The sequence below is a fragment of the Variovorax sp. TBS-050B genome (assembly GCF_029893635.1).
Lineage (GTDB): Bacteria > Pseudomonadota > Gammaproteobacteria > Burkholderiales > Burkholderiaceae_C > Variovorax.
This window is the reverse complement of sequence record NZ_JARXYR010000002.1, coordinates 823,796-847,734: the sequence shown is the minus strand read 5'-3', so window position 1 is coordinate 847,734 and position 23,939 is coordinate 823,796. Positions and strand designations below refer to the sequence as shown.

The following is a 23,939-nucleotide window of genomic DNA, read 5'->3' as shown; positions in this document are numbered from 1 at the left end:
GGGGAAGGCTGCGGTTGCTACCATCGGCCCCGGCGCTTCCCCTCCTGTCCCAGAACACCGCACCCATGTCCGCATTCCCCTTCGACGCCGTCCTCTTCGACTGCGACGGCGTCCTCGTCGATTCCGAACCCATCACCAACCGCGTGCTCGCCGAGATGCTCGGCGAACTCGGCTGGCGCCTGAGCACCGAAGAGGCGATGAACGCCTTCACCGGCAAGGCCGTGAAGGACGAGGCGGCGCTGATCGAATCGAAGACCGGCTTCCGCATCACCGAGGATTGGCTCCGCACGTTCAGGGCGCGCCGCAACGAAGCGCTCGAACGCAACCTCGAGGCCATCCCGCATGCCGTCGAGGCGATCCGGAAGATCCACGGCGCGCTCGACGGCCGCATTGCCTGCGCCTCGGGCGCGGATCGGCACAAGGTCGAGCTGCAGCTCGCCAAGACGGGGCTGATCGACTTCTTCGAAGGCCGCATCTTCAGCGGCCACGAAATGCCGCGCTCCAAGCCGCATCCCGACGTCTACCTCGCCGCGGCCGCCGCGCTCGGTGTCGATCCGAAGCGCTGCGCGGTGGTGGAAGACACCGTCACCGGCGCCACGGCCGGCGTGGCGGCGGGCGCGACCGTGTTCGGCTACAGCACCGGCGAATCGGGCCACAGCGGCCCCGAGGCGCTGCGCAGCGTCGGCGCCCGGCAGGTGTTCAGCGACATGCGCCAACTGCACGCGCTGCTCGCGGGCCACGGCATGCAGCCGGCCTGAAGCCCCTGCCACGAACAGGCCCGCGGGCTTTCTGCTGCAATGGCAGCAGCCAATGCCAGAACGTCGAAGAAAGGAGCCAGAGCGCAATGACTTCCGAATACAAGACCGAGCAGCCCGAGCGCGCCGAGATCGATGCCCTCAAGGGCCCCGCCGTGGTCGAGTTCGGCACCAACTGGTGCGGCATCTGCAAGGCCGCGCAGCCGAACATCGCAGAGGCCTTCGCCCAGTACCCGAACATCCCCCGCATCAAGGTCGAGGACGGCAGCGGCCGCCCGCTCGGCCGCTCCTTCGGCGTCAAGCTCTGGCCGACGCTGGTGTTCATGCGCGACGGACGCGAGGTGGCGAAGCTGGTGCGGCCGGAGGACAGTGCGTCGATTGCTGCGGCGCTGGCGCAGATTGCCTGAACCGCGGGCAGTCCCTAGCCCCGCGTGCCGCCATGACGCGCGCATGCCTGCCTGGAATCCTGACGCAACTGGTGGAGCGGGAGTTCTGCCGATTCGCTTGTACGGTGGCGCAATGACGATGAGGCGGCACATCTGAGTAGAGTGTCATATCCGTCATTCGGAGAAGGCGAGGGGCGCGATGCTCTCAGGAGTCGCTCATGGTTGCGCTAACTACCCCGCAGAAGAAGGCCCTCGTAAGCTATCTGCGCACCTGGAAAATAATGCCAGGCGCGGAGGTCGAAGTGCTCGACACTGCAACCGATCGCTTCTGTGAGGTTCTTCTTCAAGACCAACCGTGGAGAGACATATGGTCGATCGACGACGTCAAGGAATTGGTCGAAGAAGCTCGGCTCAAGGTCGCTCACACCGCGAGCGCACGAGTTCTCGGGGATCCGGCCTTGATGTACAGCGCGCTCGAGCGGCATTTGCTGGCAGAGATCGAATCCTATCCGAGAGACTACTTTGTCTATGTAGAACTCCCAGGCTTAGATCCCAGCTATCTTGACGAGGAGATTCTTGTTCTCTCCGACCAAGTCGCTCTGATCAGAACAAGTTCGCCTCTCAAAGAAATCAAGGAAATAGTTCGCCCGAGTTTTCCTTTCGGTTCAGGGAACCTACTGGAGGGCGCCATTACAGTCGATGAGGCGCGCGAAGCGCTCCGCCCTATCAGCTCGTTTCTGTTGGAGCAAGACTCCGTTTACTTGCGCATAGCCGAGTCCGGTGCACTCCCGGATCTTCTCTATGGAGATGAGCCTGCATTGCTTCCACGTGCGCTTACGTCCGTGAAGATTCTCGTTTTCTATGGACTGGAGATCGGTTTGCTAGAGCGGCGGGAAATTTTCCGTGGCAGGGACCAGAACTCCGGGCCTCGAACCATCGCACATATCGCGGTTCACGCAGTCCACGGAGAGGAGCGGAGGCCAGAAAAGATGTCACGGGATTTCGAAAACTTTCTTCGCGGCGTAACCTTTAACTATTCAGATGGAAGAGAAGTCGCGTCTTCGGAGCATCGCAACCTGGCACTCGACCTCCATCCTATTGTTCGCTTTCTCTCTCTGCTGCATTCAGACGACCATGCTCTTCGGATTGCAGCAGGCATGGAGTGGTTGATCGATTCGCTAGTGACAACCAATCAGACGTTGTCGCTAGTACAAAGCTGCATTGGCATCGAAGCTATTCTTGGGGACAGCAATTCTGGGTCGTACGAGCTAGGGATAACTGCACGCCTCTCAGAGCGATTCGCATATCTGATGGGGACCAGTGCTGAGAATCGCAGTGAGCTACGAGAACGACTTCGAGCTATCTTTGCAAAGAGAGGCGATCTTGTGCACGCACGAAGACATCGGTTGCCACCCTCTGATTTACAAGTCGTGCACGCAGCCCAGAAGATGCTGCAAGAGCTCATTCGAAAGGAGCTCTCTCTGGTACTTGACCTGCCCCCAGTTGTGCTTGGCCGACTGAACCCGGTGGAGATTAAGCGCGACCTGAGGACGTTCTAAGGTATGGCCGCGACCCGGTCGATGTGGAAATGAAAGTAGGCCCTGCGCTCATCTCTGCACCCTCCGAAATACTCCCGGCGCCACCCCCGTCCACTGCCGGAACGCCCGCACGAAGCTCTTCTCATTGCGAAACCCCACCTCCAGCGCAATCTGCTTGATCGGCTGCGTGGTGCGCCTCAGCCGCTCCACCGCCTGCGCGTGCCGCACTTCGTCCTTGAGCGCCTGCAGGCTCAGTCCCTCGTCGCGCAGTTGGCGGTGCAGGGTGCGGCTCGACATGTTCAGCAGGATGGCCACGCCCTCGGCGCTGCCGGTCTCGGCGGGGCGGGTGCGCAGCAGTTCGCGCACGCGCTGGCCCAGCAGGCGGTCGCGCCGGTACTGCAGCACGGTGAGCGGCAGGGCGCGCTTGAGCATGGCGCGCAGGGCGCGCTCGTCGCGCTGCAGCGGCAGTGCGAGGTAGCGCTCGTCGAAGCTGTAGCCGGCCTGTCGCGCGCCGAAGCGCAGGGCGCCGCCGAACATCAGCGGGTAGGCGTCCGCATGCGCCGGCGCATCGAAGGGGAAGGCGGCCTCGCGCAGCGAGACGCGCGAGTCGATGGCCCAGCTGGCGTAGCCGTGCAGGAAGCGCAGGATCGACACCAGGCAGAACTCGCGGAAGTCGCCGAGGGCGCGGCGCTCCTCGATGGAGATGGTGGCGACGCCGTCGGCCACGCCGAGGTGCAGCACGATGTCGTCGGTCAGCAGCCGGTGGTGCCGGCACCACCGCTTGATGGCCACCCCGAGGTCGGGCGCGGTGAGGGAGGCGCGGCACAGCATGCCGTAGCTGCCCCAGGGCAGCCGGCGCGAGAACCAGCCCAGGGCCTCGTCATCGAGTTCCTGCATGGCGTGGGCATTGAGCGCCTCGAACTGGGCGGCGGTGACGCGGGCGTCGGCGCGGTCGATGTCGCGCGGCGCGATCTGTGCCTGGGCGAGGGCGGCGGCGGGGCTGACGCCGTAGTGTTCGTAGGCCCGCACGATGGCTCGGACGAAGGCCATCGGCGTGGCGGCGCGCGGGGGCTTGGGCAGGGTGGGCGGGGCCATGGCGAGGGCAAAAGGGTGTGGCGCGATTTGCAACCATTGTGGCGCCAAATGCGGGCCTGCCGGGCGTAAGCTGCGGCTTTCGCGCGCGGCGGGCTGGGCTGCCGCGCGCTTCCCCACAGAGAGGAGACATGCTCATGAGCACCCCCGGCCTGAATTTCGACCTGGGCGAGACCATCGATTCGCTGCGCGACGCCGTCGCCGACTTCGCCGCCAACGAGATCGCGCCGCGCGCGGCCGAGATCGACCGCGAGAACCTGTTCCCGCACGACCTGTGGAAGAAGCTCGGCGACCTCGGCCTGCACGGCATGACGGTGAAGGAGGAATACGGCGGCACCGAGCTCGGCTACCTCGCGCACATCGTGGCGATGGAGGAAGTCTCGCGCGCCTCGGCCTCGGTGGGCCTCTCGTACGGCGCGCACTCGAACCTGTGCGTGAACCAGATCCACCGCAACGGCAGCGAGGCGCAGAAGAAGAAATACCTGCCCAAGCTCGTGAGCGGCGAGCACGTGGGCGCGCTCGCGATGAGCGAACCCAACGCCGGCTCCGACGTGGTGAGCATGAAGCTCAAGGCCGAGAAGAAGAACGGCTACTACGTGCTCAACGGCGGCAAGATGTGGATCACCAACGGCGGGGACGCCGACACGCTGGTGATCTACGCCAAGACCGAGCCCGAGATGGGCGCGCGCGGCATGACGGCCTTCATCGTCGAGAAGGGCTTCAAGGGCTTCTCGGCCGGCACCAAGCTCGACAAGCTCGGCATGCGCGGCTCCAACACCTATCCGCTGTTCTTCGACAACTGCGAAGTGCCCGAGGAGAACGTGCTCGGCGGCGAGGGCAACGGCGCCAAGGTGCTGATGAGCGGCCTCGACTACGAACGCGCGGTGCTCTCGGGCGGCCCGCTGGGCATCATGGCCGCCTGCATGGACGTGGTGCTGCCCTTCGTCCACGAGCGCAAGCAGTTCGGCCAGAGCATCGGCGAGTTCCAGCTCATGCAGGGCAAGATCGCCGACATGTACTCGACCTGGCAGGCCACGCGCGCCTACGTGTACGCGGTGGGCAAGGCCTGCGACCGCAACGACCATGCGCGCACCTTCCGCAAGGACGCGGCCGGCGCGATCCTGTACTCGGCCGAGAAGGCGACCTGGATGGCCGGCGAGGCGATCCAGGCGCTCGGCGGCGTGGGCTACACCAAGGAGTTCCCGGTCGAGCGGCTGTGGCGCGATGCCAAGCTCTACGAGATCGGCGCGGGCACGAGCGAGATCCGCCGCATGCTCATCGGTCGCGAGCTGTTCGCAGAGACGGCCTGAATCTGGACAGCGGGGCTTTCGAATGACAACGAGGAGACAACAACCCATGACCTTGACTCGCCGCCATGCCGCGCTGGCCGTGGCCGCCGCGTTGTGCACGGCCGCTTTCGCCCAGGACAAATACCCGTCCAGACCCATCACCCTCATCGTTCCCCAGGCCGCCGGCGGCGCAAACGATGCCATCGCGCGCGTCGTGGCGCAGCGCCTGTCGGAGCAAATGGGCCAGAGCGTGCTCGTGGACAACCGTCCCGGCGCGGGCGGCACGCTGGCCACGGCGGCGCTGGCGCGCGCCAGGCGTGACGGCTACACGCTGCTGCTCACGGCGGACAGCGCCCATGTGGTCGGTCCCGCGCTCTACAAGAACCCCGGCTTCGACGCGGTCAAGGACTTCGAGCCGGTCGCACCCGTCGCCACGGCGGGCTATGTGCTGGTCGCCAACCCGTCCTTTCCCGCCAACAACGTGGCGGAGCTGATCGCCCAGGCCAAGGCCCGGTCCGACCCCTACGCCATCGCCTCGGCGGGCAACGGCACACTCAACCACCTGATCGGTGAAATGCTGCAAAAGCAGGCAGGCATCCAGCTCCAGCACGTGCCCTACAAGGGCTCGGCGGCAGCGGCGACCGACGTGGTGAGCGGGCAGGTGCCCTTGTCGGTGCAAAGCCTGCCTTCGGTCATGGGCTTCATCAAAGGAGGCAAGCTCAAGGTGCTGGGGGTGGTGAACGCCAAACGCGTGGCCGCCTTGCCTGATGTGCCGACCATCGGTGAAACACTCAAGGGCTTTGGCGAAGCGCCGTGGTACGCGCTGTTTGCGCCCGCGGGGACGCCCGCGCCCATCGTGGCGCAGTTGCAGACCGAGGTGGCCCGCGCGCTGGACCAGAAGGAGGTGGCGGACAGGCTTGCCGCCGTGGGCTGCGAGCCCTTCAAGGGCACCTCGGCGCAGTTGAGCGCGCTGGTGCGCGCCGACCTGGTCAAGTGGGCGCGCGTGGTGAAGGACACCGGCGCAACGGTGGATTGATTTCCAACCTCAGCAGGAGACAGGCGCCATGCCCCAACCATTGAGTTTTGCCCAGGGTGATACCCGCGTCCCGCTGATCGAGCAGACCATCGGCGACTTCTTCGACGACATGGTCGAGCGGCAGCCGGACCGCGAGGCGCTCGTGAGCCGCCACGAGGGCCTGCGCTTCAGCTACCGCGAACTGCAGGCCGAATCGAACCGCCTCGCGAGCGCGCTGCTGAAGCTCGGCCTCGAACCCGGCGACCGCGTGGGCATCTGGTCGCACAACAACGTCGCCTGGGTGCTGATGCAGATCGCGACCGCGAAGGCGGGCCTGATCCTGGTCAACATCAACCCCGCCTACCGCACCGCGGAGCTCGAGTACGCGCTCAACAAGGTCGGCTGCAAGGCGCTGGTGACGATGGCGCGCTTCAAGACCAGCGACTACCTCGGCATGCTGCAGGAACTCGGCCCGAAGCGGCTGCCGCAGCTGCTCCACACCTTCTGGATCGACAAGGCCGGCGAAGGCGCCGAGGTGCCCGGCATGCGCCGCTTCAGCGAACTGCTGGCCGGCGGCGATGCGGCCGACCCGAAGGTGCCGGCGGTGCAGAAGACCCTGAAGGCCACCGACCCGATCAACATCCAGTTCACCAGCGGCACCACGGGCTTTCCCCAAGGGCGCGACGCTCACGCACCGGAACATCCTCAACAACGGCTTCTTCATCGGCGAATGCATGAAGCTCACGCCGGCCGACCGGCTGTGCATCCCGGTGCCGCTCTACCACTGCTTCGGCATGGTGCTCGGCAACCTGGCCTGCCTCACGCACGGCGCGGCGATCGTGTATCCGAACGACGGCTTCGATCCGCTCACGGTGCTCGAGACCGTGCAGGCCGAGAAGTGCACCGGGCTGCACGGCGTGCCGACCATGTTCATCGCCGAGCTCGACCATCCGCGCTTCAAGGAGTTCGACCTTTCCACGCTGCGCACCGGCATCATGGCCGGCTCGCCGTGCCCGATCGAGGTGATGAAGCGCGTCGTGAACGAGATGCACCTCAGCGAGATCACCATCGCCTACGGCATGACCGAGACCAGCCCCGTGAGCTGCCAGAGCAGCACCGACACGCCGCTCGACCGCCGCGTCTCGACCGTGGGCACGGTGCAGCCGCACGTGGAAGTGAAGATCGTCGATCCCGAGACCGGCGCCATCGTGGCACCCGGGCAGTCGGGCGAGCTCTGCACGCGCGGCTACCTCGTGATGCACGGCTACTGGGACGACGAGGCGCGCACCCGCGAAGCCATCGACGCCGAGCGCTGGATGCACACCGGCGACCTCGCCACCATGGACGCCGAGGGCTACGTCAACATCGTCGGCCGCATCAAGGACATGGTGATCCGCGGCGGCGAGAACATCTATCCGCGCGAGATCGAGGAGTTCCTCTACCGCCATCCCAAGGTGCAGGACGTGCAGGTGGTCGGCCTGCCCGACGCGAAGTACGGCGAGGAGCTCTGCGCCTGGATCATCCCCAAGCCCGGCCAGATGCTCGAGGAGGCCGAGGTGCGCGATTTCTGCAAGGGCCAGATCGCGCACTACAAGGTGCCGAAGTACATCCGCTTCGTCGAGGCTTTCCCGATGACCGTGACCGGCAAGATCCAGAAGTTCAAGATCCGCGAGGAGATGAAGGCGCAGCTCGGGCTGGACGAGGCGCGCACTGCATGAATACGGACATCCGAACGCAGAAGGAAGTCAAAAGTTACGCAGAAGTCGCAGAAGGAAATCCATATTTTTTGAGTTTCTTCTGCGATTTCTGCGAAACCTTCGCGCCCTCTGCGTTCGGTCCCCGTTTCCGAATTTGACCCCCACATGACCCAACTCGAAACCAAACTCAACGCCCGCTCCGCCGACTTCCAGGCCAACGCCGCGGCCATGCGCGCGCTCGTGGACGACCTGCGTGCGCAGTTCGCCAAGGTGGAACAGGGCGGCGGCGAGGCCGCGCGCGCCAAGCACACGGCGCGCGGCAAGCTGCTGCCGCGCGATCGCGTGGCCGAGCTGCTCGACCCGGGCACGCCCTTCCTCGAGATCTCGCCGCTCGCCGCGCACGGCATGTACAAGGGCGATGCGCCCGGCGCCGGCCTCATCGCGGGCATCGGCCGCGTCAATGGCGTGGACTGCATGATCGTCTGCAACGACGCCACGGTGAAGGGCGGCACCTACTACCCGATGACGGTCAAGAAGCACCTGCGCGCGCAGGAGATCGCCGAGCAGAACCGGCTGCCGTGCATCTACCTCGTCGACTCGGGCGGCGCCAACCTGCCGAACCAGGACGAGGTCTTTCCCGACCGCGACCACTTCGGCCGCATCTTCTACAACCAGGCCAACATGAGCGCCCAGGGCATTCCGCAGATCGCGGTGGTCATGGGCTCGTGCACCGCGGGCGGCGCCTACGTGCCGGCGATGAGCGACGAATCGATCATCGTGAAGAACCAGGGCACCATCTTCCTCGGCGGCCCGCCGCTCGTGAAGGCCGCGACCGGCGAGGTGGTGACGGCCGAAGACCTCGGCGGCGGCGACGTGCACACGCGCCTGTCGGGCGTGGCCGACCACCTGGCACAGAACGACCTGCATGCGCTCGCCCTCGCGCGCTCGGCGGTCGCCAACCTCAATGCGCAGAAGGCGCCGGCGGCCGCGGCGAAGGCCGAGGTGCGCGCACCGGCGTTCCCGCGCGAGGAGCTCTACGGCGTGATCCCCACCGACACGCGCAAGCCCTTCGACGTGCGCGAGATCATCGCGCGCATCGTCGACGGGAGCGAGTTCCACGAATTCAAGGCCCGCTTCGGCGCCACGCTGGTCTGCGGCTTCGCCGAGATCGAGGGCATGCCGGTGGGCATCGTCGCCAACAACGGCATCCTGTTCAGCGAGTCCGCGCAGAAGGGCGCGCACTTCATCGAGCTGTGCTGCCAGCGCAAGACGCCGCTCGTGTTCCTGCAGAACATCACCGGTTTCATGGTCGGGCGCAAGTACGAGAACGAAGGCATCGCGCGCCACGGCGCGAAGATGGTCACGGCGGTGGCCACCGCCAACGTGCCCAAGTTCACCGTCATCATCGGCGGCAGCTTCGGCGCCGGCAACTACGGCATGTGCGGCCGGGCCTACAGCCCGCGCTTTCTCTGGATGTGGCCCAACGCGCGCATCAGCGTGATGGGCGGCGAGCAGGCCGCGAGCGTGCTCGCCACCGTCAAGCGCGACGGCATCGAGGCCAAGGGCGGCCAGTGGAGCGCGGAAGAGGAAGAGGCCTTCAAGGCGCCGATCCGCCAGCAGTACGAGGACCAGGGCCATCCCTACTACGCCACCGCGCGGCTGTGGGACGACGGCATCATCGACCCGGCCGACACGCGCCGCGTGCTGGCGCTGGGCCTGGCGGCCGCGCGCCACGCACCGATCCCCGAGCCGAAGTTCGGCATCTTCCGCATGTAGCTTCGGGAGCGATCGACCATGCCTTCCATGCAGCAGCACTTCGCCGTCCTGGCGCGCTACAACGCCTGGGCCGTCGACTGCCTGCTGGATGCCGTGGCGGAACTGCCCGAGGCGGACTACCGGCGCGACCTGGGCCTGTTCTTCAAGAGCATCCACGGCACCTTGAACCACCTGCTGGTGGGCGAGCACCTGCTGTGGTTCCGGCGCTTCGACGAAGGCGTCTCGGCGCCGATGGCGCTCGATGCGGAGGCCGAGCCCGACCGCGCGCGCCTGGATGCACGCCTGCGCGAAGGCGCGGCGCGCTGGCTGCCGCTCATCCAAGGCTGGCCGGCCGAGCGCTTCGAGGGCGTGCTGAGTTACACCACCACGCGCGGCGAACCGCTTGCGCTGCCTTTCGCCGCCACGCTGACCCACGTGTTCAACCACGGCACCCATCACCGCGGCCAGGTGACCGCCGCGCTGACCGCGCTGGGGCGGCCCTGCCCCGTGCTCGACCTCGCCCGCCTGCTGCAAGAACAGGCAAGAACATCATGACCGACTTCACCAAGCTCCAGCTCTCGTACGACGGCGCTATCGCGCGCATCTGGCTCGACCAGCCCGAGGCGCGCAACGCCTTCGACGACGGCGTCATCGCCGAGCTCACGCAGGCCTTCACCGAGGCCGGCGCCGCGCCGCAGGTCAAGGCCATCGTGCTCGGCGCCAACGGCCCGGCCTTCTGCGCCGGCGCCAACCTCCACTGGATGCGCCGCATGGCCGACTACACGCGCGACGAGAACATCGCCGACGCGGGCAAGCTCGCCGCGATGCTGCGCACCATCGCCGAATGCCCCAAGCCGACGATCGCGCGCGTGCAGGGCGACGTGTACGCGGGCGGCATGGGGCTCGTCGCCGCCTGCGACATGGCCGTGAGCGTGGACACCGCGTGGTACTGCCTCAGCGAGGTCAAGATCGGCCTCGTGCCCGCAACCATCAGCCCCTACGTGCTGCGCGCCATGGGCACGCGCGCCTCGCAGCGCTACTTCCTCACGGCCGAGCGCTTCAGCGCCGCCGAGGCGCACCGCATCGGCTTCGTGCACGAAGTGGTCGCGGCCGATGCACTCGATGCCAAGGTCGACGAACTGCTGAAGGCGCTCACCGGCGCCAGCCCCGCCGCCGTGCGCGCCTGCAAGCAACTGGTCGCCGAGGTCGCCGGCCGCGAGATCGACGATGCGCTGATCGCAAAGACGGTCGAGGGCATCGCCGACATCCGCGCCAGCGACGAGGGCCGCGAAGGCGTGCAGGCCTTCCTGCAGAAGCGCAAGCCTTCCTGGTTGGGCTGATGAATGCGAACAGCCGAACGCAGAAGGAAGACAAAAGCGACGCAGAAGTCGCAGAAAAGACCATGAAGAATCTTCCTTGGATTTTCTTTTGCGACTTCTGCGAAACCTTCGCGACTTCTGCGTTCGGCTGCCCGATCCCGCATTCACCCGGATGACACCATGACTTCCCTCGACATGCCCCAGCTGCTCGCCCTGGCCGCCGCCGTCGGCTGGGCCAGCGGCGTGCGTCTCTACCTCGTGGTGCTGCTGACCGGCCTGGCCGGCTACCTCGGCTGGGTGCCGCTGCCGGGCGGTCTGCAGCTGCTCGCGCATCCGGTGGTCCTCGCGGCCAGCGGCTTCATGGTGTTCATCGAGTTCTTCGCCGACAAGATCCCGGGCCTCGATTCGCTCTGGGACGTGGTGCACACGGCCATCCGCATCCCGGCGGGCGCGGCGCTCGCGGCCAGCGTGTTCGGCGCCGACCATGGCGTGATGGCGGTCGTCGCGGCGCTCGTCGGCGGCGGCTTCGCGGCCACCGCACATGCGGCCAAGGCCACCACGCGCGCGGCCATCAACACCTCGCCCGAGCCGTTCTCGAACGTCGGCGCCTCGCTGATCGAGGACACGATGGTGCCCACGGGCCTGTGGCTCGCGGTGGCGCATCCCTTCGTCTTTCTCGTGCTGTTCGTGCTCGTGCTGGTCGCGAGCGTGTGGCTCATCCGAAAGAGCTGGCGCTTCCTCAAGGCGCTGTTCGTCCGCGTGGCCCGCATCTTCAGCGGCCGCACCGATCCGGGCGTGGTGCCCGCCTTTCAACTGAAAAAGAATCCTCCGGGAGACTCGTCCAATGTTTAAGAAAATCCTGATCGCCAATCGTGGGGAGATCGCCTGCCGGGTCGCCGCCACCGCGCGCCGCATGGCGATCCGCACCGTGGCCGTGTATTCCGATGCCGACGCGCATGCCAACCACGTCCATGCCTGCGACGAGTCGGTGCACCTGGGCGGCAGCGCGCCGAAGGACAGCTACCTGCGCTGGGAAAAGATCCTCGAGGCCGCCAAGGCCACGGGCGCGGAGGCGGTGCACCCCGGCTACGGCTTCCTGAGCGAGAACGAGGAGTTCGCGCAGGCCTGTGCCGATGCGGGCCTGGTCTTCATCGGCCCGCCGCCTTCGGCGATCAAGGCCATGGGCCTCAAGGCCGAGTCGAAGCAGTTGATGGAAAAGGCCGGCGTGCCGCTGGTGCCGGGTTATCACGGCGCCGACCAGGACCCGGCGCTGCTGCAGCGCGAGGCCGACCGCATCGGCTACCCGGTGCTCATCAAGGCCAGCGCGGGCGGCGGCGGCAAGGGCATGCGCGCGGTCGAGAAGGCGGCCGACTTCGAGGCCGCGCTCGCATCCTGCAAGCGCGAGGCGATCAACAGCTTCGGCGACGACGCGGTGCTGATCGAGAAGTACGTGCAGCGCCCGCGCCACATCGAGATCCAGGTCTTCGGCGACACGCATGGCAACTACGTCTACCTGTTCGAGCGCGACTGCTCGGTGCAGCGGCGGCACCAGAAGGTGCTCGAGGAAGCGCCCGCGCCGGGCATGACGGAAGCCATGCGCCGGCAGATGGGCGAGGCCGCCGTGGCCGCGGCGCGCGCCGTGAACTACGTGGGCGCAGGGACGGTGGAGTTCATCGTCGAGCAGCGCTCGGGCGGGCAAATGAATTTCTTCTTCATGGAGATGAACACCCGCTTGCAGGTGGAGCACCCGGTGACCGAGGCCATCACCGGCCTCGACCTCGTCGAATGGCAATTGCGCGTGGCCTCGGGCGAGCCGCTGCCCGCCAAGCAGGCCGAGCTGCAGATCCACGGCCATGCGATCGAGGCGCGCATCTGCGCCGAGAACCCCGACAACAACTTCCTGCCCGCGACCGGCACCCTGCGCGTCTACCGCAAGCCGCAGGCGACGGCCTTCCAGCGCAGCCGCGTGCGCATCGACGACGGCGTGCGCGAGGGCGGCGAGATCTCGCCCTACTACGACTCGATGATCGCCAAGCTGATCGTGCACGGCGCCACGCGCGAGGAGGCGCTCGCGCGGCTCGACGCGGCGCTCGCGCAGACGCACATCGTGGGCGTGGCGACCAACGTGCAGTTCCTGCGCGGCGTGCTCGCGACCGCGTCGTTCTCCAAGGCCGACCTCGACACCGCGCTGATCGAGCGCGAACGTGCGGTGCTGTTCGACCGCGAGCCCCTGGGCCTGCCGCTCGCGGCCGCCGCCGCGATCACGCGCACGCTGGTGGTCGAAGGCGCGGCGAGCGGCGCGGCCGATCCCTTCGCGCGCCGCGACGGCTGGCGCGCGATGGGCGAATACACGCGCCGCTTCGACTTCGAGTTCCGCGGCGAGCCGCAGACCGCGCGGCTCACCTTCCGGCATGACGGCAGCCTCTGGCTCGAGGCCGGCGGCGTCGGCGGCCCGCTCACCGTCGCCCGTTTTCCTTCGGGCGCGTTCGAGCTGGCGTTCGCCGGCGACCGGCAGACCGTCGACGTCTACCTCGACGACGCCACGGCCCATGTGTTCGCATCCAAGGGCGCGACCAGGATCACCGCCGTCGACCGCCTGGCCCACGCCGGCGACACCCAGGCCGAAGGCGGCCGGCTCACCGCGCCGATGCCGGGCAAGGTCGTGTCCTTCGCGGTGAAGGCCGGCGACAAGGTCAGCCGCGGCCAGCCGCTCGCGGTGATGGAGGCGATGAAGATGGAGCACACCATCGCCGCGCCGGCCGACGGCACGGTCGAGGAACTGCTGTTCGCGCCGGGCGAGCAGGTGGGCGAGGGCGACGAGTTGCTGCGGATGGCGACGGCCTGAAAATAATCGACCCCATCTCGGGCGCCGGGCCGTATCAACCACGGTCTTCATCACGCCAAGGAACAGCCATGACGCCCCGCTCCGCCGCACGCCCGCGTGCACGCCTCTTCCTGCTGCTGCTCGCGCTGACCGCCGCGCTGTCGCTCGCCGGCTGCGGCCGCGAGCGCACCGACCGCAGCGCGGTGCCCGCCGAGCCGGCGCCCGCGGCCGCGCCTGCGCCCGCGTCCGTGCAGCGGTCGGCACCGGGGCTCGCAGGCGGCATGGCGATGAAGGAATCCGTCGCCTCGCAGGACGCGATGCGCCAGGATGCGCCGCTGCAGCAGCGCTTTCTCGCCGTGCGGCAGGAGCTGGCCGTCGAGGTGCCGCCCGAGCAGCTCGCCGATGCCTGGGGCCGCATGCGCGAACTCTGCGCCACGCTGAAGTGCGAGCTGCTCTCGGCCTCGCTGCTGCGCGAGACGCCGCAGCAGCCCGGCAGCGCGATGCTCGAAGTCCGCGTGGAGCCGGCCGACGTCGACAAGCTGCTCGGCGGCCTCGCGGGCATCGCCAGCGTGGTCTCGCACACCACGACCAGCGAGGACAAGACCGCCGAAGTGATCGACGTCGAGGCCCGCATCAGGAACCGCACCGAGTTCCGCGACAGCCTGCGCGCGACGCTGGGCGACACCGTCACCAAGCGCACCATGGCCGACCTGCTAGCGATCCAGCGCACGCTGTCGGACACGCAGGCCGAGCTCGATGCGATCGCCACGCAGCGCAAGCAGCTCGCGCAGCAGACGAGCAAGCAGCACATCCAGATCCATTTCACGCCGAAGCGCGCGCTGGTCTCGGGCCGCGGCGACGGCTACAGCCCGATGCGCCATGCGCTGCGCAATGCGGGCGCGGTGCTGGCCGAGAGCGTCGGCGCGCTGATCACCTTCGTGGCGGCGGTGCTGCCGTGGCTGGTGCTCGTGCTGCTGCCGCTGGCGTGGCTCGCGCGGCGGCTGTGGCGCCGCCGGCGCGCTGCTTGAGCAAGGCCCTCAGCCCACCACCACTTCGCTGATCTGCATCACCGGCGCGATGTCGGTGTAGTTCCGGACGTCGCCGAGGATCTCCTTCGCGTGCGGGCCGAAGGCGGCCTGGAAGGCCTCGGCCGAGTCGCAGAACACGTGGCACATGCCGACGTAGGTGGGCGGCTGGCCCGGCGCGCCGCCGGCGAGGCCGCGGTCGATGGTGTACGACCTGCACGCATCGCCCATGCGCGCCTTGAGCAGGGGCATGTGCTTGTCGCGGTAGTAGTCGTGGTCGAACCGCGCGCCTTCGGTGTAGGGGTACATCACGCTGACCTTGATCATGGCTTCGTCTCCGGGGGTTGTGGTGTCGCGCGAGCATAGGAGAAGGCCGGTGGCGCAACAAGCCGGCCCCTAAGATGGCGGCCATGAAAATCATCGTCTCCCTCACCGACAACCGTCCCGAACCCTGGATCGAAGGCCTGCGCGCCGAACTGCCCGGTGCGCAGATCGAAAGCTGGCAGCCCGGTGCGCTGCAGGCCGACCATGCGGTGGTCTGGGCGCCGCCGCAGCAGCTGCTCGACGAGCAGCCGCAATTGCGCGGGCTGTTCAACATCGGCGCCGGCGTCGATGCGCTGCTCAAGCTCAAGGTGCCCGCGCACACGCGCATCGTGCGGCTCGACGATGCGGGCATGTCGGTGCAGATGGCCGAGTACGTGTGCCACACGCTGATCCGCCACTTCCGCGAGTTCGATGCGTACGAGGCCGATGCGCGCGAAGGCCGCTGGAGCTACCGCAAGCCCAAGCTGCGGCGCGACTTTCCCGTCGGCATCATGGGCCTGGGCGTGCTCGGCGAGCGTGTGGCGCGGGCGGTCGCGCAGTTCGAGTTTCCGGTGCTAGGCTGGAGCCGCTCGCCGAAGCAGATCGATGGCGTGAAGGTGTTCAGCGGCGAATCCCAGTTCGACGCGTTCCTCGCGGAGACGCGCGTGCTGGTCAACCTGCTGCCGCTGACCGACGCGACGCGCGGCATCCTCAACCGCCGCAACCTCGGCAAGCTGCGGCCCGAGGGCTACCTGATCAGCATCGCGCGCGGCGCCCACCTGGTGGAAGAGGACCTGATCCCGATGCTCGATGCCGGCCAGCTCGCCGGCGCGACGCTCGACGTGTTCCAGGTCGAGCCGCTGCCTGCCGACCATCCCTTCTGGCGCCATCCGAAGATCACCGTGACGCCGCACGGCTCGGCGCGCACGCTGCGCGAGGAGTCGATCGCGCAGATCGCCGGAAAGATCCGTGCGATGGAAGAGGGCCGGCCGATCAGCGGCGTGGTCGACCCCGTGCGCGGGTACTGAGCCCCGCCGCCAAGGGCGGCAGCGATCCCGCCCCGGGGAGGGCAAACCCCAGGGCGTAAAACTCTTCATAGCCATGAAAATATTTTCATGACTGTGAAAATGGCATTCCGCGTGATCGAGATCGTGGAACTCTTCGCCCGCGAGAAGCAGCCGCTGGCGCTGTCCGAAATGGCGCGCCTGCTCGAGATGCCGGTCTCGAGCTGCCTGGGCCTGATCCGCACGCTCGAGGCCCAGGGCTACATGTACGAAACCGGGCGACGCCAGGGCTACTACCCGACCGGCCGGCTGCTGGCGATGGCGCAGGTGATCGCGGCCCACGACCCGGTGCTCGACCGCGTGCGCGCCACGCTCGAGGAACTGCGCGACGCCGCGCGCGAGACCGTGGTCTTCGGCAAGTTCCGCGAGCCCGGCACGGTGGTCTACCTCGACGTGCTGAGCGCGCCGCAGCGCATCCGCTACACGGCCGAGTCGGGCGAGACGCGGCCGGCCTATGCCAACTCCATCGGCCGGGCGCTGCTGTCCACGCTCGCGCCCGAGGCGCGCCGCAAGCTGCTCGACGGCATGGCGCTCGTGCCGCTGACCGACGCCACCCTGACCAGCGCCGAGGCGATCGAGGCGGAGCTCCAGCGCGGTGCCGCGCGCGGCTGGCACGGCAACCTCGGCGAAAGCATCCCCGACCTGATCGGCCTCGCATGGCCGCTCGCCATCGGCGGCGAGGCCTATGCGATCTCGGTCGCGGGCCCGCGCTACCGCGTGGAGCCGCGCATCGAGGAGATCGCCGCGATGCTGCGCTCGGCCTGCCTGGCGATCGAACCGAAAACGGAAACCCCCCGATGACCACTCCCACCACCGCCCCGCGCTATTTCATCCGCGAAGCCGAGATCGCCGGCTACCACCCCGCCAACCACACCGGCACGCTCAACAAGCGCCTGATCGGCCCCGAGACCGTGGGCGCGAAGCAGCTCGAAGTGCTGGTCGGCCACATTCAGAAGGGCAAGGGCGCGCTGCCGCATGCGCACCCGGGCATCGAGCAGGTCTGCTACCTGCTCGAAGGCCGCGCGGTGGCCGAGGTCGGCGGCCAGCGGCAGGAACTGCACCCGGGCGACTGCTGCTTCTTCCCGGCCAATGCGATGCACACCTTCACGGTGGTGAGCGACGAGCCGGTGCGCGTGCTGGTGATCTACAGCCCGCCCTACGAGGAATTGCCGGAACGCGTGATCCGGCCCTGAACACAACCAACCGGAGACAAGACATGCAGACGAACAACGCGACAACCACGGTCGCGGTGGCGAACCGCCGCCGCTTCATCGCCCTGGGCACCGCCGCCGGGCTCGCGGGCGCAGCGCCCTGGGCCTTCGCGCAGGACGGCTATCCGAAGCAGCCGATCAAGCTGATCGTGCCCTTCGCCGCCGGCAGCGGCACCGACGCGGTGGCGCGCATCACCGCGCAGATGCTCGGCGAGGCGCTCAAGGGCTCGGTCATCGTCGACAACAGGGCCGGCGCCAACGGCGTGATCGCGGCCGAGTTCGTCGCCAAGGCGCCGCCCGACGGCTACACGCTGTTCATGACCACCAACACCACGCACTCGGCCAACCCGAGCCTGATGAAGTCGCTGCCCTACGACCCGGTGAAGGACTTCGCGCCCGTGAGCCGCATCGGCAATCTGCCGTTCATGCTGGTGGTCAACAACGACCTGCCCGTGAAGAGCGTGGCCGAGCTGCTGGCCTGGGGCCGCGCCAACCCGGGCAAGCTCACCTACGCGAGTGGCAACAGCACCGGCATCGTGAGCGGTGCCACGCTCGCGCGCATGAGCGGCGTGCCGATGCTGCACGTGCCCTACAAGAGCACGCCGCCCGCGATCGCGGACCTGATCGGCGGGCAGGTGTCGATGATGGTGGTGGACCTCGCCGCGGGCCTCGCCACCGTCAAGGCCGGCAAGATGCGCGCGATCGCCGTCACCACGCAGGAGCGCACCAAGCTCTTCCCCGAGCTGCCGCCGCTGGCCGACACGCCCGAGCTCAAGGGCTTCGACATCACGTCGTGGAACGGCGTTTTCGCGCCGGCCGGCACGCCGAGGGACATCGTCCTGAAGCTCAACAAGGCGCTGTCGGAGATGGCGAACGGCGCCGTGTTCCGGGAGCGGGTCAGCAAGCTCGGCTTCGATGCCTTCGGCAGCACGCCCGAGGAGCTCGGCGCGTTCACCGTGGCGGAACTGGGCAAGTGGAAGAAGCTGATCGAGGCCGCGGGGATCAAGCCCGAATGAGCTCGCCCTCGTGTTTCTCCCTCCCCCGCCGGGGGAGGGCAGGGGTGGGGGCACGCAGCGCCTCCATCGGGCGCTCTGCCTGCCCCCATCCCAGCCTTCCCCCAGCGGGGGAAGGAGCGAAGACATGAGCACCGGCAACGGACCGCTCCAGGGCATCCGCATCCTCGACCTCACGGCCGTGGTGATGGGCCCCTATGCCACGCAGACCCTCGGCGACCTCGGCGCCGACGTGATCAAGGTCGAGCCGCCTTCGGGCGACAACCTGCGCGCCGTCGGGCCGATGCGCCATGCGGGCATGGGCGCGCTCGCGCTGCACCTCAACCGCAACAAGCGCTCGATCGTGCTCGACCTCAAGCAGCCCGAGGGGCGCGAGGCCTGCCTGCGGCTGGCGGCCGGCTGCGATGCGCTGATCTACAACACGCGGCCGCAGGCGATGGCGCGGCTCGGCCTGGGCTACGACGCGGTGGCCGCGGCCAATCCGAAGATCGTCTACCTCGGCGCCTTCGGCTACGGCGAGGACGGGCCCTATGCCGGCAAGCCCGCCTACGACGACCTGATCCAGGGCGCGGCGGGCGTGGCCTCGCTGTTCGCGCAGCAGAGCGGCGGCGATCCGCGCTATGCGCCCGTCACGCTGGCCGACCGCGCCGTGGGGCTGCAGGCGGCGATCGCGCTGCTCGCGGCCGTGCTGCATGCGCAGCGCACCGGCCGCGGCCAGGCGGTGGAGGTGCCGATGTTCGAGGCGCTCTCGCAGTTCGTCATGGGCGACCATCTCGGCGGCCACAGCTTCGAGCCGCCGCTCGGTCCCACCGGCTACGCACGCCTGCTCGCGTCGCACCGCAAGCCCTACGCCACGGCCGACGGCCACCTGAGCGTGCTGATCTACAACGACAAGCACTGGCAGGCCTTCTTCGACCTGATCGGCCGGCCCGAGCTGCGCGATTCGCCGATGTTTGGCACCCACACCGCGCGCGCGGCCCACATCGCCGAGGTCTATGCCTTCGTCGCCGAGGTGATGGCCACGCGCGGCAGCGACGAATGGTTCGCGCTGCTCGACGGCGCCGACATCCCGGTCGCGCGGCTGCACAGCACCGACAGCCTGCTCGACGACCCGCACCTGCGCGCGGTCGGCTTCTTCCCCGAATTCGAGCATCCGAGCGAGGGCCGCATCCGCACCGTCGCGCCCGTGGGCCGCTACGGCGCCACGCCGGCCGCGATCCGCCGCCATGCGCCGCGCATCGGCGAGCACAGCGTCGAGCTGCTGCGCGAGGCCGGCTACGACGATGCGGCGATCGCGGCGCTGCGCGCGCGCGGCGTCACGCTGCAACCCGATCCATCCAACGACGACGACAGCCCATGAACTTCTCCCTCGACGAAGACCAGCGCACGCTGGTCGCGGCCATCGAACGGCTGTGCGCGGACTTCCCCGCCGAGTACTGGCGCGACCTCGACGACCGCGCCGAGTTTCCGCATGCCTTCCACCGCGCCGTGGCCGAGAGCGGCTGGCTCGGCATCGCGATGCCCGAGGCGCAGGGCGGCGCGGGGCTCGGCATCACCGAGGCCGCGCTGATGATGCGCGCCATCAGCGCCTCGGGCGCGGGCATGTCGGGCGCGTCGTCGGTGCACATGAACATCTTCGGCCTCAATCCGGTGGTGGTGTTCGGCAGCGAGGCGCAGCGCCAGCGCTTCCTGCCGCCGCTGATCGCGGGGACCGAGAAGGCCTGCTTCGCCGTCACCGAACCCGACGCGGGGCTCGACACCACGCACCTCAAGACCCAGGCGGTGCGCCGGCCCGGTGGCGGCTACGTGCTGCACGGCCGGAAGATCTGGATCTCGACCGCGCAGGTGGCCGACCGCATGCTGATCCTCACGCGCACCACGCCGCTCGACCAGGTGAAGAAGCCCACGCAGGGGCTCACGCTGTTCTACACGCCGCTCGACCGCAGCAAGGTCGAGGTGCGCGAGATCCACAAGCTCGGCCGCGCGGCGGTGGACTCCAACATGCTCTTCATCGACGGTCTCGAAGTGCCCGAGGAAGACCGCATCGGCGAGGAGGGCCGCGGCTTCGAGTACATCCTGCACGGGCTCAACCCCGAGCGCATCCTGATCGCGGCCGAAGCCATCGGCATCGGACGCGCCGCGTTGCGCATCGCCGCGCAGTACGCGCAGGAGCGCGTGGTGTTCGGCCGGCCCATCGGCCAGAACCAGGGCGTGGCGCATCCGCTCGCGCGCGCCTGGGCCAACCTGGAGGCGGCCGACCTGATGATGCTCAAGGCCGCCACGCTCTACGACGCCGGCGAGCCCTGCGGCACCGAGGCCAACGCCGCCAAGTACCTCGCGGCCGAGGCCGCGCACGACGCCTGCCAGAACGCGGTGCTCACGCTCGGCGGCATGGGCTATGCGAAGGAGTACCACGTCGAGCGGTTGCTGCGCGAGAGCTACATCCCGCGCATCGCACCGGTGAGCCCGCAGATGATCCTGAACTTCATCGCCGAGAAGGCGCTCGGGCTGCCCAAGTCGTACTGAGGCGGCGGCCTGCGCCGGCTGGCGCGATTTGCAACGCCGCTGGCGTGCATTGCTACCTTCCGCGCACTCTGTACCAGGCACGTCGGGCGCAGGTGGCGGACAATGGGTGCCGGCTTTTTCCCCTTCTTCCTTCGCGACCCCAGAGACATTCCCATGAAACTCCCCACCCGCGTCAGGATCGTCGACGTCGGCCCGCGCGACGGCCTGCAGAACGAGAAGCAACCGGTCTCCGCCGAAGTCAAGATCGGCCTCGTGCACCGGCTGCAGGACGCCGGCCTCGCCGAGATCGAGGTCACGAGCTTCGTGAGCCCCAAGTGGGTGCCGCAGATGGCCGACGCCGCCGAGGTGATGCACGGCATCCGCCGCAAGCCCGGCGTGCGCTACTCGGTGCTCACGCCGAACATGAAGGGCTTCGAGGCGGCCGTGGCCGCACCGCGCGCCGAATGGCCCGACGAGATCGTGGTCTTCGGCGCCGCGAGCGAGGCCTTCAGCCAGAAGAACATCAACTGCTCGATCGCAGAGAGCATCGAGCGCTTCGCCCCCGTGGTGGCCGCGGCGCGCGAGAAGGGCATCGCGGTGCGCGGCGCGATGTCGTGCACCGTCGGCTGCCCCTACGAGGGCGAGATCGCGCCCGAACGCGTGGGCATGCTGGCCGGGCTGATGAAGGGCATCGGCGTGGAGCGCGTGGACGTGGCCGACACCATCGGCGTGGGCACGCCGCGCAAGGTGCAGGCCGCGATCGAGGCCACGCTGGCGCACTTCGGCGTCGACCATGTCTCGGGCCATTTCCACGACACCTACGGCCAGGCGCTGGTCAACACGCTCGCCTCGCTGGAGCTCGGCGTGTGGAACTTCCAGTCCTCCTCGGCAGGCCTCGGCGGCTGCCCCTATGCCAAGGGCGCGACCGGCAACGTCGCGACCGAGGACGTGGTCTACATGCTGCACGGCATGGGCATCGAGACCGGCATCGACCTCGACCGCCTGATCGACGCGGGCGTCTACATCAGCGAGGCGCTGGGGCGCGAGCCGAACTCGCGCGCGTCGAAGGCGATCCGGACCAAGCGAGCGGGCTGAGCAGGCCCGCGCCGGCGCTCAGCCGCCGGTGGGCACGGTGACGAGGCGCGCGAACTCGCGCCGCAGCGCACCGCGCGCCGAGCGCGCGAAGGTCTGCACCAGTCGGTGCTGCTCGACCTGCGTGGGATAGAGCAGCGCCACCGACATCGAAGTCTCGGGCAGGAAGGGGCGGACCTGCAGCTTCGCCTGGCGCAGTTCGTCCTGCGCGGCCAGCGGGTTGATCAGCCCGATGCCGACGCCCGCGGCCACCAGCGCGCAGACGGTGGCGCCGAGGTTCGCTTCGGCCGTGATGGTGCAGGTCGCGCCGGCCTCGGCCAGCAGCCGGTCGCAGCGCTGGCGCAGGCTGCTGCCCTGCACCGCGGCGACCAGCGCATGGCCATCGAGGTCGCGTGCATGCACCACGCGCAGGCGCGCCAGCGGATGGTCGGGCGGCAGCACCACCACGAAGTTCGCGCGGTGCAGCACCTCGACCTGCAGGTCCTTTGCATCGGCCTGCTCGTCGTAGAGCATCGCGAGCCCGGCATCGCAGAAGCCCGACTGGACCCAGCGGTGCACCGTCTGCGCATCGCCCGAGTGGACCGCCACCAGCACGCGCGGATGGGCGAGCTTGAAGCTCGCGACCACGCGCGCCATCGGCCCGCCTGCCAGCCGCGGCATCGCGGCCACGCTGAGGCGCTGCGTGCCGAAGGCGCGGATGTTGGCGGCCGCCGCTTCGAGGCTCGCGAGGCCCTCGAAGGTCTTGCGCACCTCGTTGTGGAAGCGCAGGCCCTCCAGCGTGGGCTTGAGGCGGCTGCCATTGCGCTCGAACAGCTTGAACTGGACGATGGCCTCGAGCTGGCCGATCAGCCTGCTGACCTGCGGCTGCGAGGTGTGCAGCGCCACCGCCGCGCCCGTCATGGTGCCGAGGCGGATCACGCTGTTGAAGGCCTCGATATGGCGCAGGGCCATGCGGTTCGTCATATCAGATCGGTATGCAAGAGTGGTGAAGCGGCATTGGCCGCCGCGGCGCAGGCATAGCATACTTTCGTTGCAAGCCCGAGCGACGAACGCTTCGCACAGGGCTTCTGCGGCCTCGCGCACGTCGGCGGCAGCCGGCGGCTCGTCATACCAATCTGAACGGGAGAATCGAATGAAGCTCGGTGTATGGATCATCTTCGGCGCCACCCTCCTGGGCGCCGCGCAGGCCCAGGCCGGGCGCCTCGACAAGATTCGCGAGACCGGCGCCCTCACGCTGGGCCATCCCGAGACCTCCGTGCCCTTCGCCTACCTCGACGGCAACCAGAAGCCGATCGGCTACACGGTGGAGATCTGCGAGCACGTGGCGCGTGCGGTGCAGAAGGCGCTCAAGCTCGACGCGCTGCAGGTGCGCTACAACCCGACCACCTCGGCCACCCGGCTGCCGCTGCTCGCCAACGGCACCATCGACCTGGAGTGCGGCAACACCACCAACAAGCCCGAGCGCCACAAGCTGGTCTCGTTCGCGCCGACCACCTTCGTCGCGCAGGTGGTGCTGGTCGCGCGCAAGGACGCGGGCGTGGACGTGAACAACCCGGCCTCGTTCCGCGGCAAGACCATCGCCGCCCAGGCCGGCGGCCAGACCTTCAAGCTGATCTCGCAGATCAACGCGCGCGACAACCTCGGCATCACGATCGCGCCCGCGAAGAACACCGCCGAGGCCTTCCTGATGGTGGAGTCCGGCCGCGCCGCCGGCTCCATCAACGACGACGGCCTGGCCTACGGTGCGGTCGCCTCGGCGCGCAACCCGGACGACTTCGTGGTCGGCACCAAGGGCCTCGAACTGGCGCCCTACGGCATCGTCGAGCCCAAGGACGATCCAGCGTTCAAGAAGGTGGTCGACGACGCGGTGCTGGCGCTGATCAAGGACGGCACCGTCGGCAAGCTCTACGACAAGTATTTCAACGCGCCGATTCCGCCCAAGCAGATCAACCTGCGCTTTCCGATGAGCGACGCGCTCAAGCGCGCGCTCGCCAAGCCCACCGATTCGGGCGACCCGCAGCACTACGAGTAAGCCCCGGACCAGGCAGGACGCGGC

22 protein-coding genes and 1 pseudogene are annotated in these 23,939 nt (G+C 68.4%); 20 read left to right on the top strand and 3 right to left on the bottom strand.

Features of this window, described 5'->3' with window-relative positions; translation table 11 throughout:
- The first annotated feature begins 65 nt into the window (after positions 1-65).
- The 3 genes from M2165_RS06980 to M2165_RS06970 all read left to right on the top strand — a co-directional run bounded on the left by M2165_RS06980 (position 66) and on the right by M2165_RS06970 (position 2,700).
- Positions 66-758 carry an HAD family phosphatase gene (locus tag M2165_RS06980; protein WP_280813950.1) on the top strand — a complete coding sequence of 231 codons (693 nt, stop codon included), beginning with the start codon at positions 66-68 and terminating at the stop codon, positions 756-758.
- Positions 759-844: 86 nt separating this feature from the next.
- The gene (locus tag M2165_RS06975) at positions 845-1,162 is read left to right on the top strand and encodes a thioredoxin family protein (RefSeq protein ID WP_280813949.1); all 318 of its coding nucleotides are present in this window, start codon (positions 845-847) and stop codon (positions 1,160-1,162) included.
- A 197-nt stretch (positions 1,163-1,359) separates the two neighbouring features.
- Complete coding sequence (locus M2165_RS06970; protein ID WP_280813948.1) at positions 1,360-2,700, top strand: HEPN domain-containing protein; 1,341 nt, start codon at positions 1,360-1,362, stop codon at positions 2,698-2,700.
- A 48-nt stretch (positions 2,701-2,748) separates the two neighbouring features.
- On the opposite strand, the gene M2165_RS06965 is transcribed toward M2165_RS06970, so the two are convergent.
- Positions 2,749-3,774, bottom strand: a complete 1,026-nt coding sequence (locus tag M2165_RS06965; RefSeq protein WP_280813947.1) for an AraC family transcriptional regulator — start codon at positions 3,772-3,774, stop codon at positions 2,749-2,751.
- 134 nt (positions 3,775-3,908) lie between these two features.
- Between M2165_RS06965 and M2165_RS06960 the strand changes: the two genes are divergently transcribed.
- The 9 genes and pseudogenes from M2165_RS06960 to M2165_RS06920 all read left to right on the top strand — a co-directional run bounded on the left by M2165_RS06960 (position 3,909) and on the right by M2165_RS06920 (position 14,698).
- Positions 3,909-5,081, top strand: coding sequence for an isovaleryl-CoA dehydrogenase (locus tag M2165_RS06960; protein ID WP_280813946.1), 1,173 nt, complete (start codon positions 3,909-3,911; stop codon positions 5,079-5,081).
- Between the two features lie 46 nt (positions 5,082-5,127).
- On the top strand, positions 5,128-6,096 hold the full coding sequence (locus M2165_RS06955) for a tripartite tricarboxylate transporter substrate binding protein (protein WP_280813945.1): 969 nt from the start codon (positions 5,128-5,130) through the stop codon (positions 6,094-6,096).
- A 28-nt stretch (positions 6,097-6,124) separates the two neighbouring features.
- Positions 6,125-7,793, top strand: a pseudogene (locus tag M2165_RS06950) (AMP-binding protein).
- 144 nt (positions 7,794-7,937) lie between these two features.
- Positions 7,938-9,548, top strand: a complete 1,611-nt coding sequence (locus tag M2165_RS06945; RefSeq protein WP_280813944.1) for a carboxyl transferase domain-containing protein — start codon at positions 7,938-7,940, stop codon at positions 9,546-9,548.
- Positions 9,549-9,566: 18 nt separating this feature from the next.
- Positions 9,567-10,082, top strand: a complete 516-nt coding sequence (locus tag M2165_RS06940) for a DinB family protein (protein ID WP_280813943.1) — start codon at positions 9,567-9,569, stop codon at positions 10,080-10,082.
- Complete coding sequence (locus tag M2165_RS06935; protein ID WP_280813942.1) at positions 10,079-10,867, top strand: enoyl-CoA hydratase/isomerase family protein; 789 nt, start codon at positions 10,079-10,081, stop codon at positions 10,865-10,867. Before M2165_RS06940 ends, M2165_RS06935 begins: the two co-directional genes overlap by 4 nt.
- A 159-nt stretch (positions 10,868-11,026) precedes the next feature.
- A complete protein-coding gene (locus tag M2165_RS06930) occupies positions 11,027-11,698 on the top strand; it encodes a DUF4126 domain-containing protein (protein WP_280813941.1) in 672 nt (223 codons plus the stop codon).
- Entirely contained in the window at positions 11,691-13,691 is a 2,001-nt protein-coding gene (locus M2165_RS06925; protein WP_280813940.1) for an acetyl/propionyl/methylcrotonyl-CoA carboxylase subunit alpha, read from the top strand. Before M2165_RS06930 ends, M2165_RS06925 begins: the two co-directional genes overlap by 8 nt.
- 68 nt (positions 13,692-13,759) lie before the next feature.
- Positions 13,760-14,698: a DUF4349 domain-containing protein gene (locus M2165_RS06920; RefSeq protein ID WP_280813939.1), complete on the top strand. Its 939-nt coding sequence runs from the start codon at positions 13,760-13,762 to the stop codon at positions 14,696-14,698.
- A 9-nt stretch (positions 14,699-14,707) separates the two neighbouring features.
- On the opposite strand, the gene M2165_RS06915 is transcribed toward M2165_RS06920, so the two are convergent.
- Positions 14,708-15,022, bottom strand: coding sequence for an EthD family reductase (locus M2165_RS06915; RefSeq protein WP_280813938.1), 315 nt, complete (start codon positions 15,020-15,022; stop codon positions 14,708-14,710).
- A gap of 83 nt (positions 15,023-15,105) precedes the next feature.
- Here M2165_RS06915 and M2165_RS06910 point away from each other — a divergent pair, with 83 nt between their 5' ends.
- From M2165_RS06910 to M2165_RS06880, 7 genes are all read left to right on the top strand, one after another.
- A complete protein-coding gene (locus M2165_RS06910) occupies positions 15,106-16,026 on the top strand; it encodes a glyoxylate/hydroxypyruvate reductase A (protein WP_280813937.1) in 921 nt (306 codons plus the stop codon).
- A gap of 87 nt (positions 16,027-16,113) precedes the next feature.
- A complete protein-coding gene (locus M2165_RS06905) occupies positions 16,114-16,863 on the top strand; it encodes an IclR family transcriptional regulator (protein WP_280813936.1) in 750 nt (249 codons plus the stop codon).
- Positions 16,860-17,255: a cupin domain-containing protein gene (locus M2165_RS06900; RefSeq protein WP_280813935.1), complete on the top strand. Its 396-nt coding sequence runs from the start codon at positions 16,860-16,862 to the stop codon at positions 17,253-17,255. The genes M2165_RS06905 and M2165_RS06900 overlap by 4 nt, the downstream gene beginning before the upstream one ends.
- A gap of 23 nt (positions 17,256-17,278) precedes the next feature.
- Positions 17,279-18,289, top strand: a complete 1,011-nt coding sequence (locus M2165_RS06895) for a tripartite tricarboxylate transporter substrate binding protein (RefSeq protein ID WP_280813934.1) — start codon at positions 17,279-17,281, stop codon at positions 18,287-18,289.
- A gap of 124 nt (positions 18,290-18,413) precedes the next feature.
- Positions 18,414-19,646 carry a CoA transferase gene (locus M2165_RS06890; RefSeq protein WP_280813932.1) on the top strand — a complete coding sequence of 411 codons (1,233 nt, stop codon included), beginning with the start codon at positions 18,414-18,416 and terminating at the stop codon, positions 19,644-19,646.
- Entirely contained in the window at positions 19,643-20,812 is a 1,170-nt protein-coding gene (locus tag M2165_RS06885) for an acyl-CoA dehydrogenase family protein (protein WP_280813931.1), read from the top strand. The genes M2165_RS06890 and M2165_RS06885 overlap by 4 nt, the downstream gene beginning before the upstream one ends.
- A gap of 153 nt (positions 20,813-20,965) precedes the next feature.
- Positions 20,966-21,886: a hydroxymethylglutaryl-CoA lyase gene (locus M2165_RS06880; RefSeq protein WP_280813930.1), complete on the top strand. Its 921-nt coding sequence runs from the start codon at positions 20,966-20,968 to the stop codon at positions 21,884-21,886.
- An 18-nt stretch (positions 21,887-21,904) separates the two neighbouring features.
- On the opposite strand, the gene M2165_RS06875 is transcribed toward M2165_RS06880, so the two are convergent.
- Positions 21,905-22,834 (bottom strand): LysR family transcriptional regulator, encoded by a 930-nt coding sequence (locus M2165_RS06875; RefSeq protein ID WP_280813929.1) that lies wholly within the window; start codon positions 22,832-22,834, stop codon positions 21,905-21,907.
- Positions 22,835-23,015: 181 nt separating this feature from the next.
- On the opposite strand from M2165_RS06875, the gene M2165_RS06870 reads away from it, so the two are divergent.
- Entirely contained in the window at positions 23,016-23,915 is a 900-nt protein-coding gene (locus tag M2165_RS06870; protein WP_280813928.1) for an amino acid ABC transporter substrate-binding protein, read from the top strand.
- Positions 23,916-23,939: the final 24 nt, after the last annotated feature.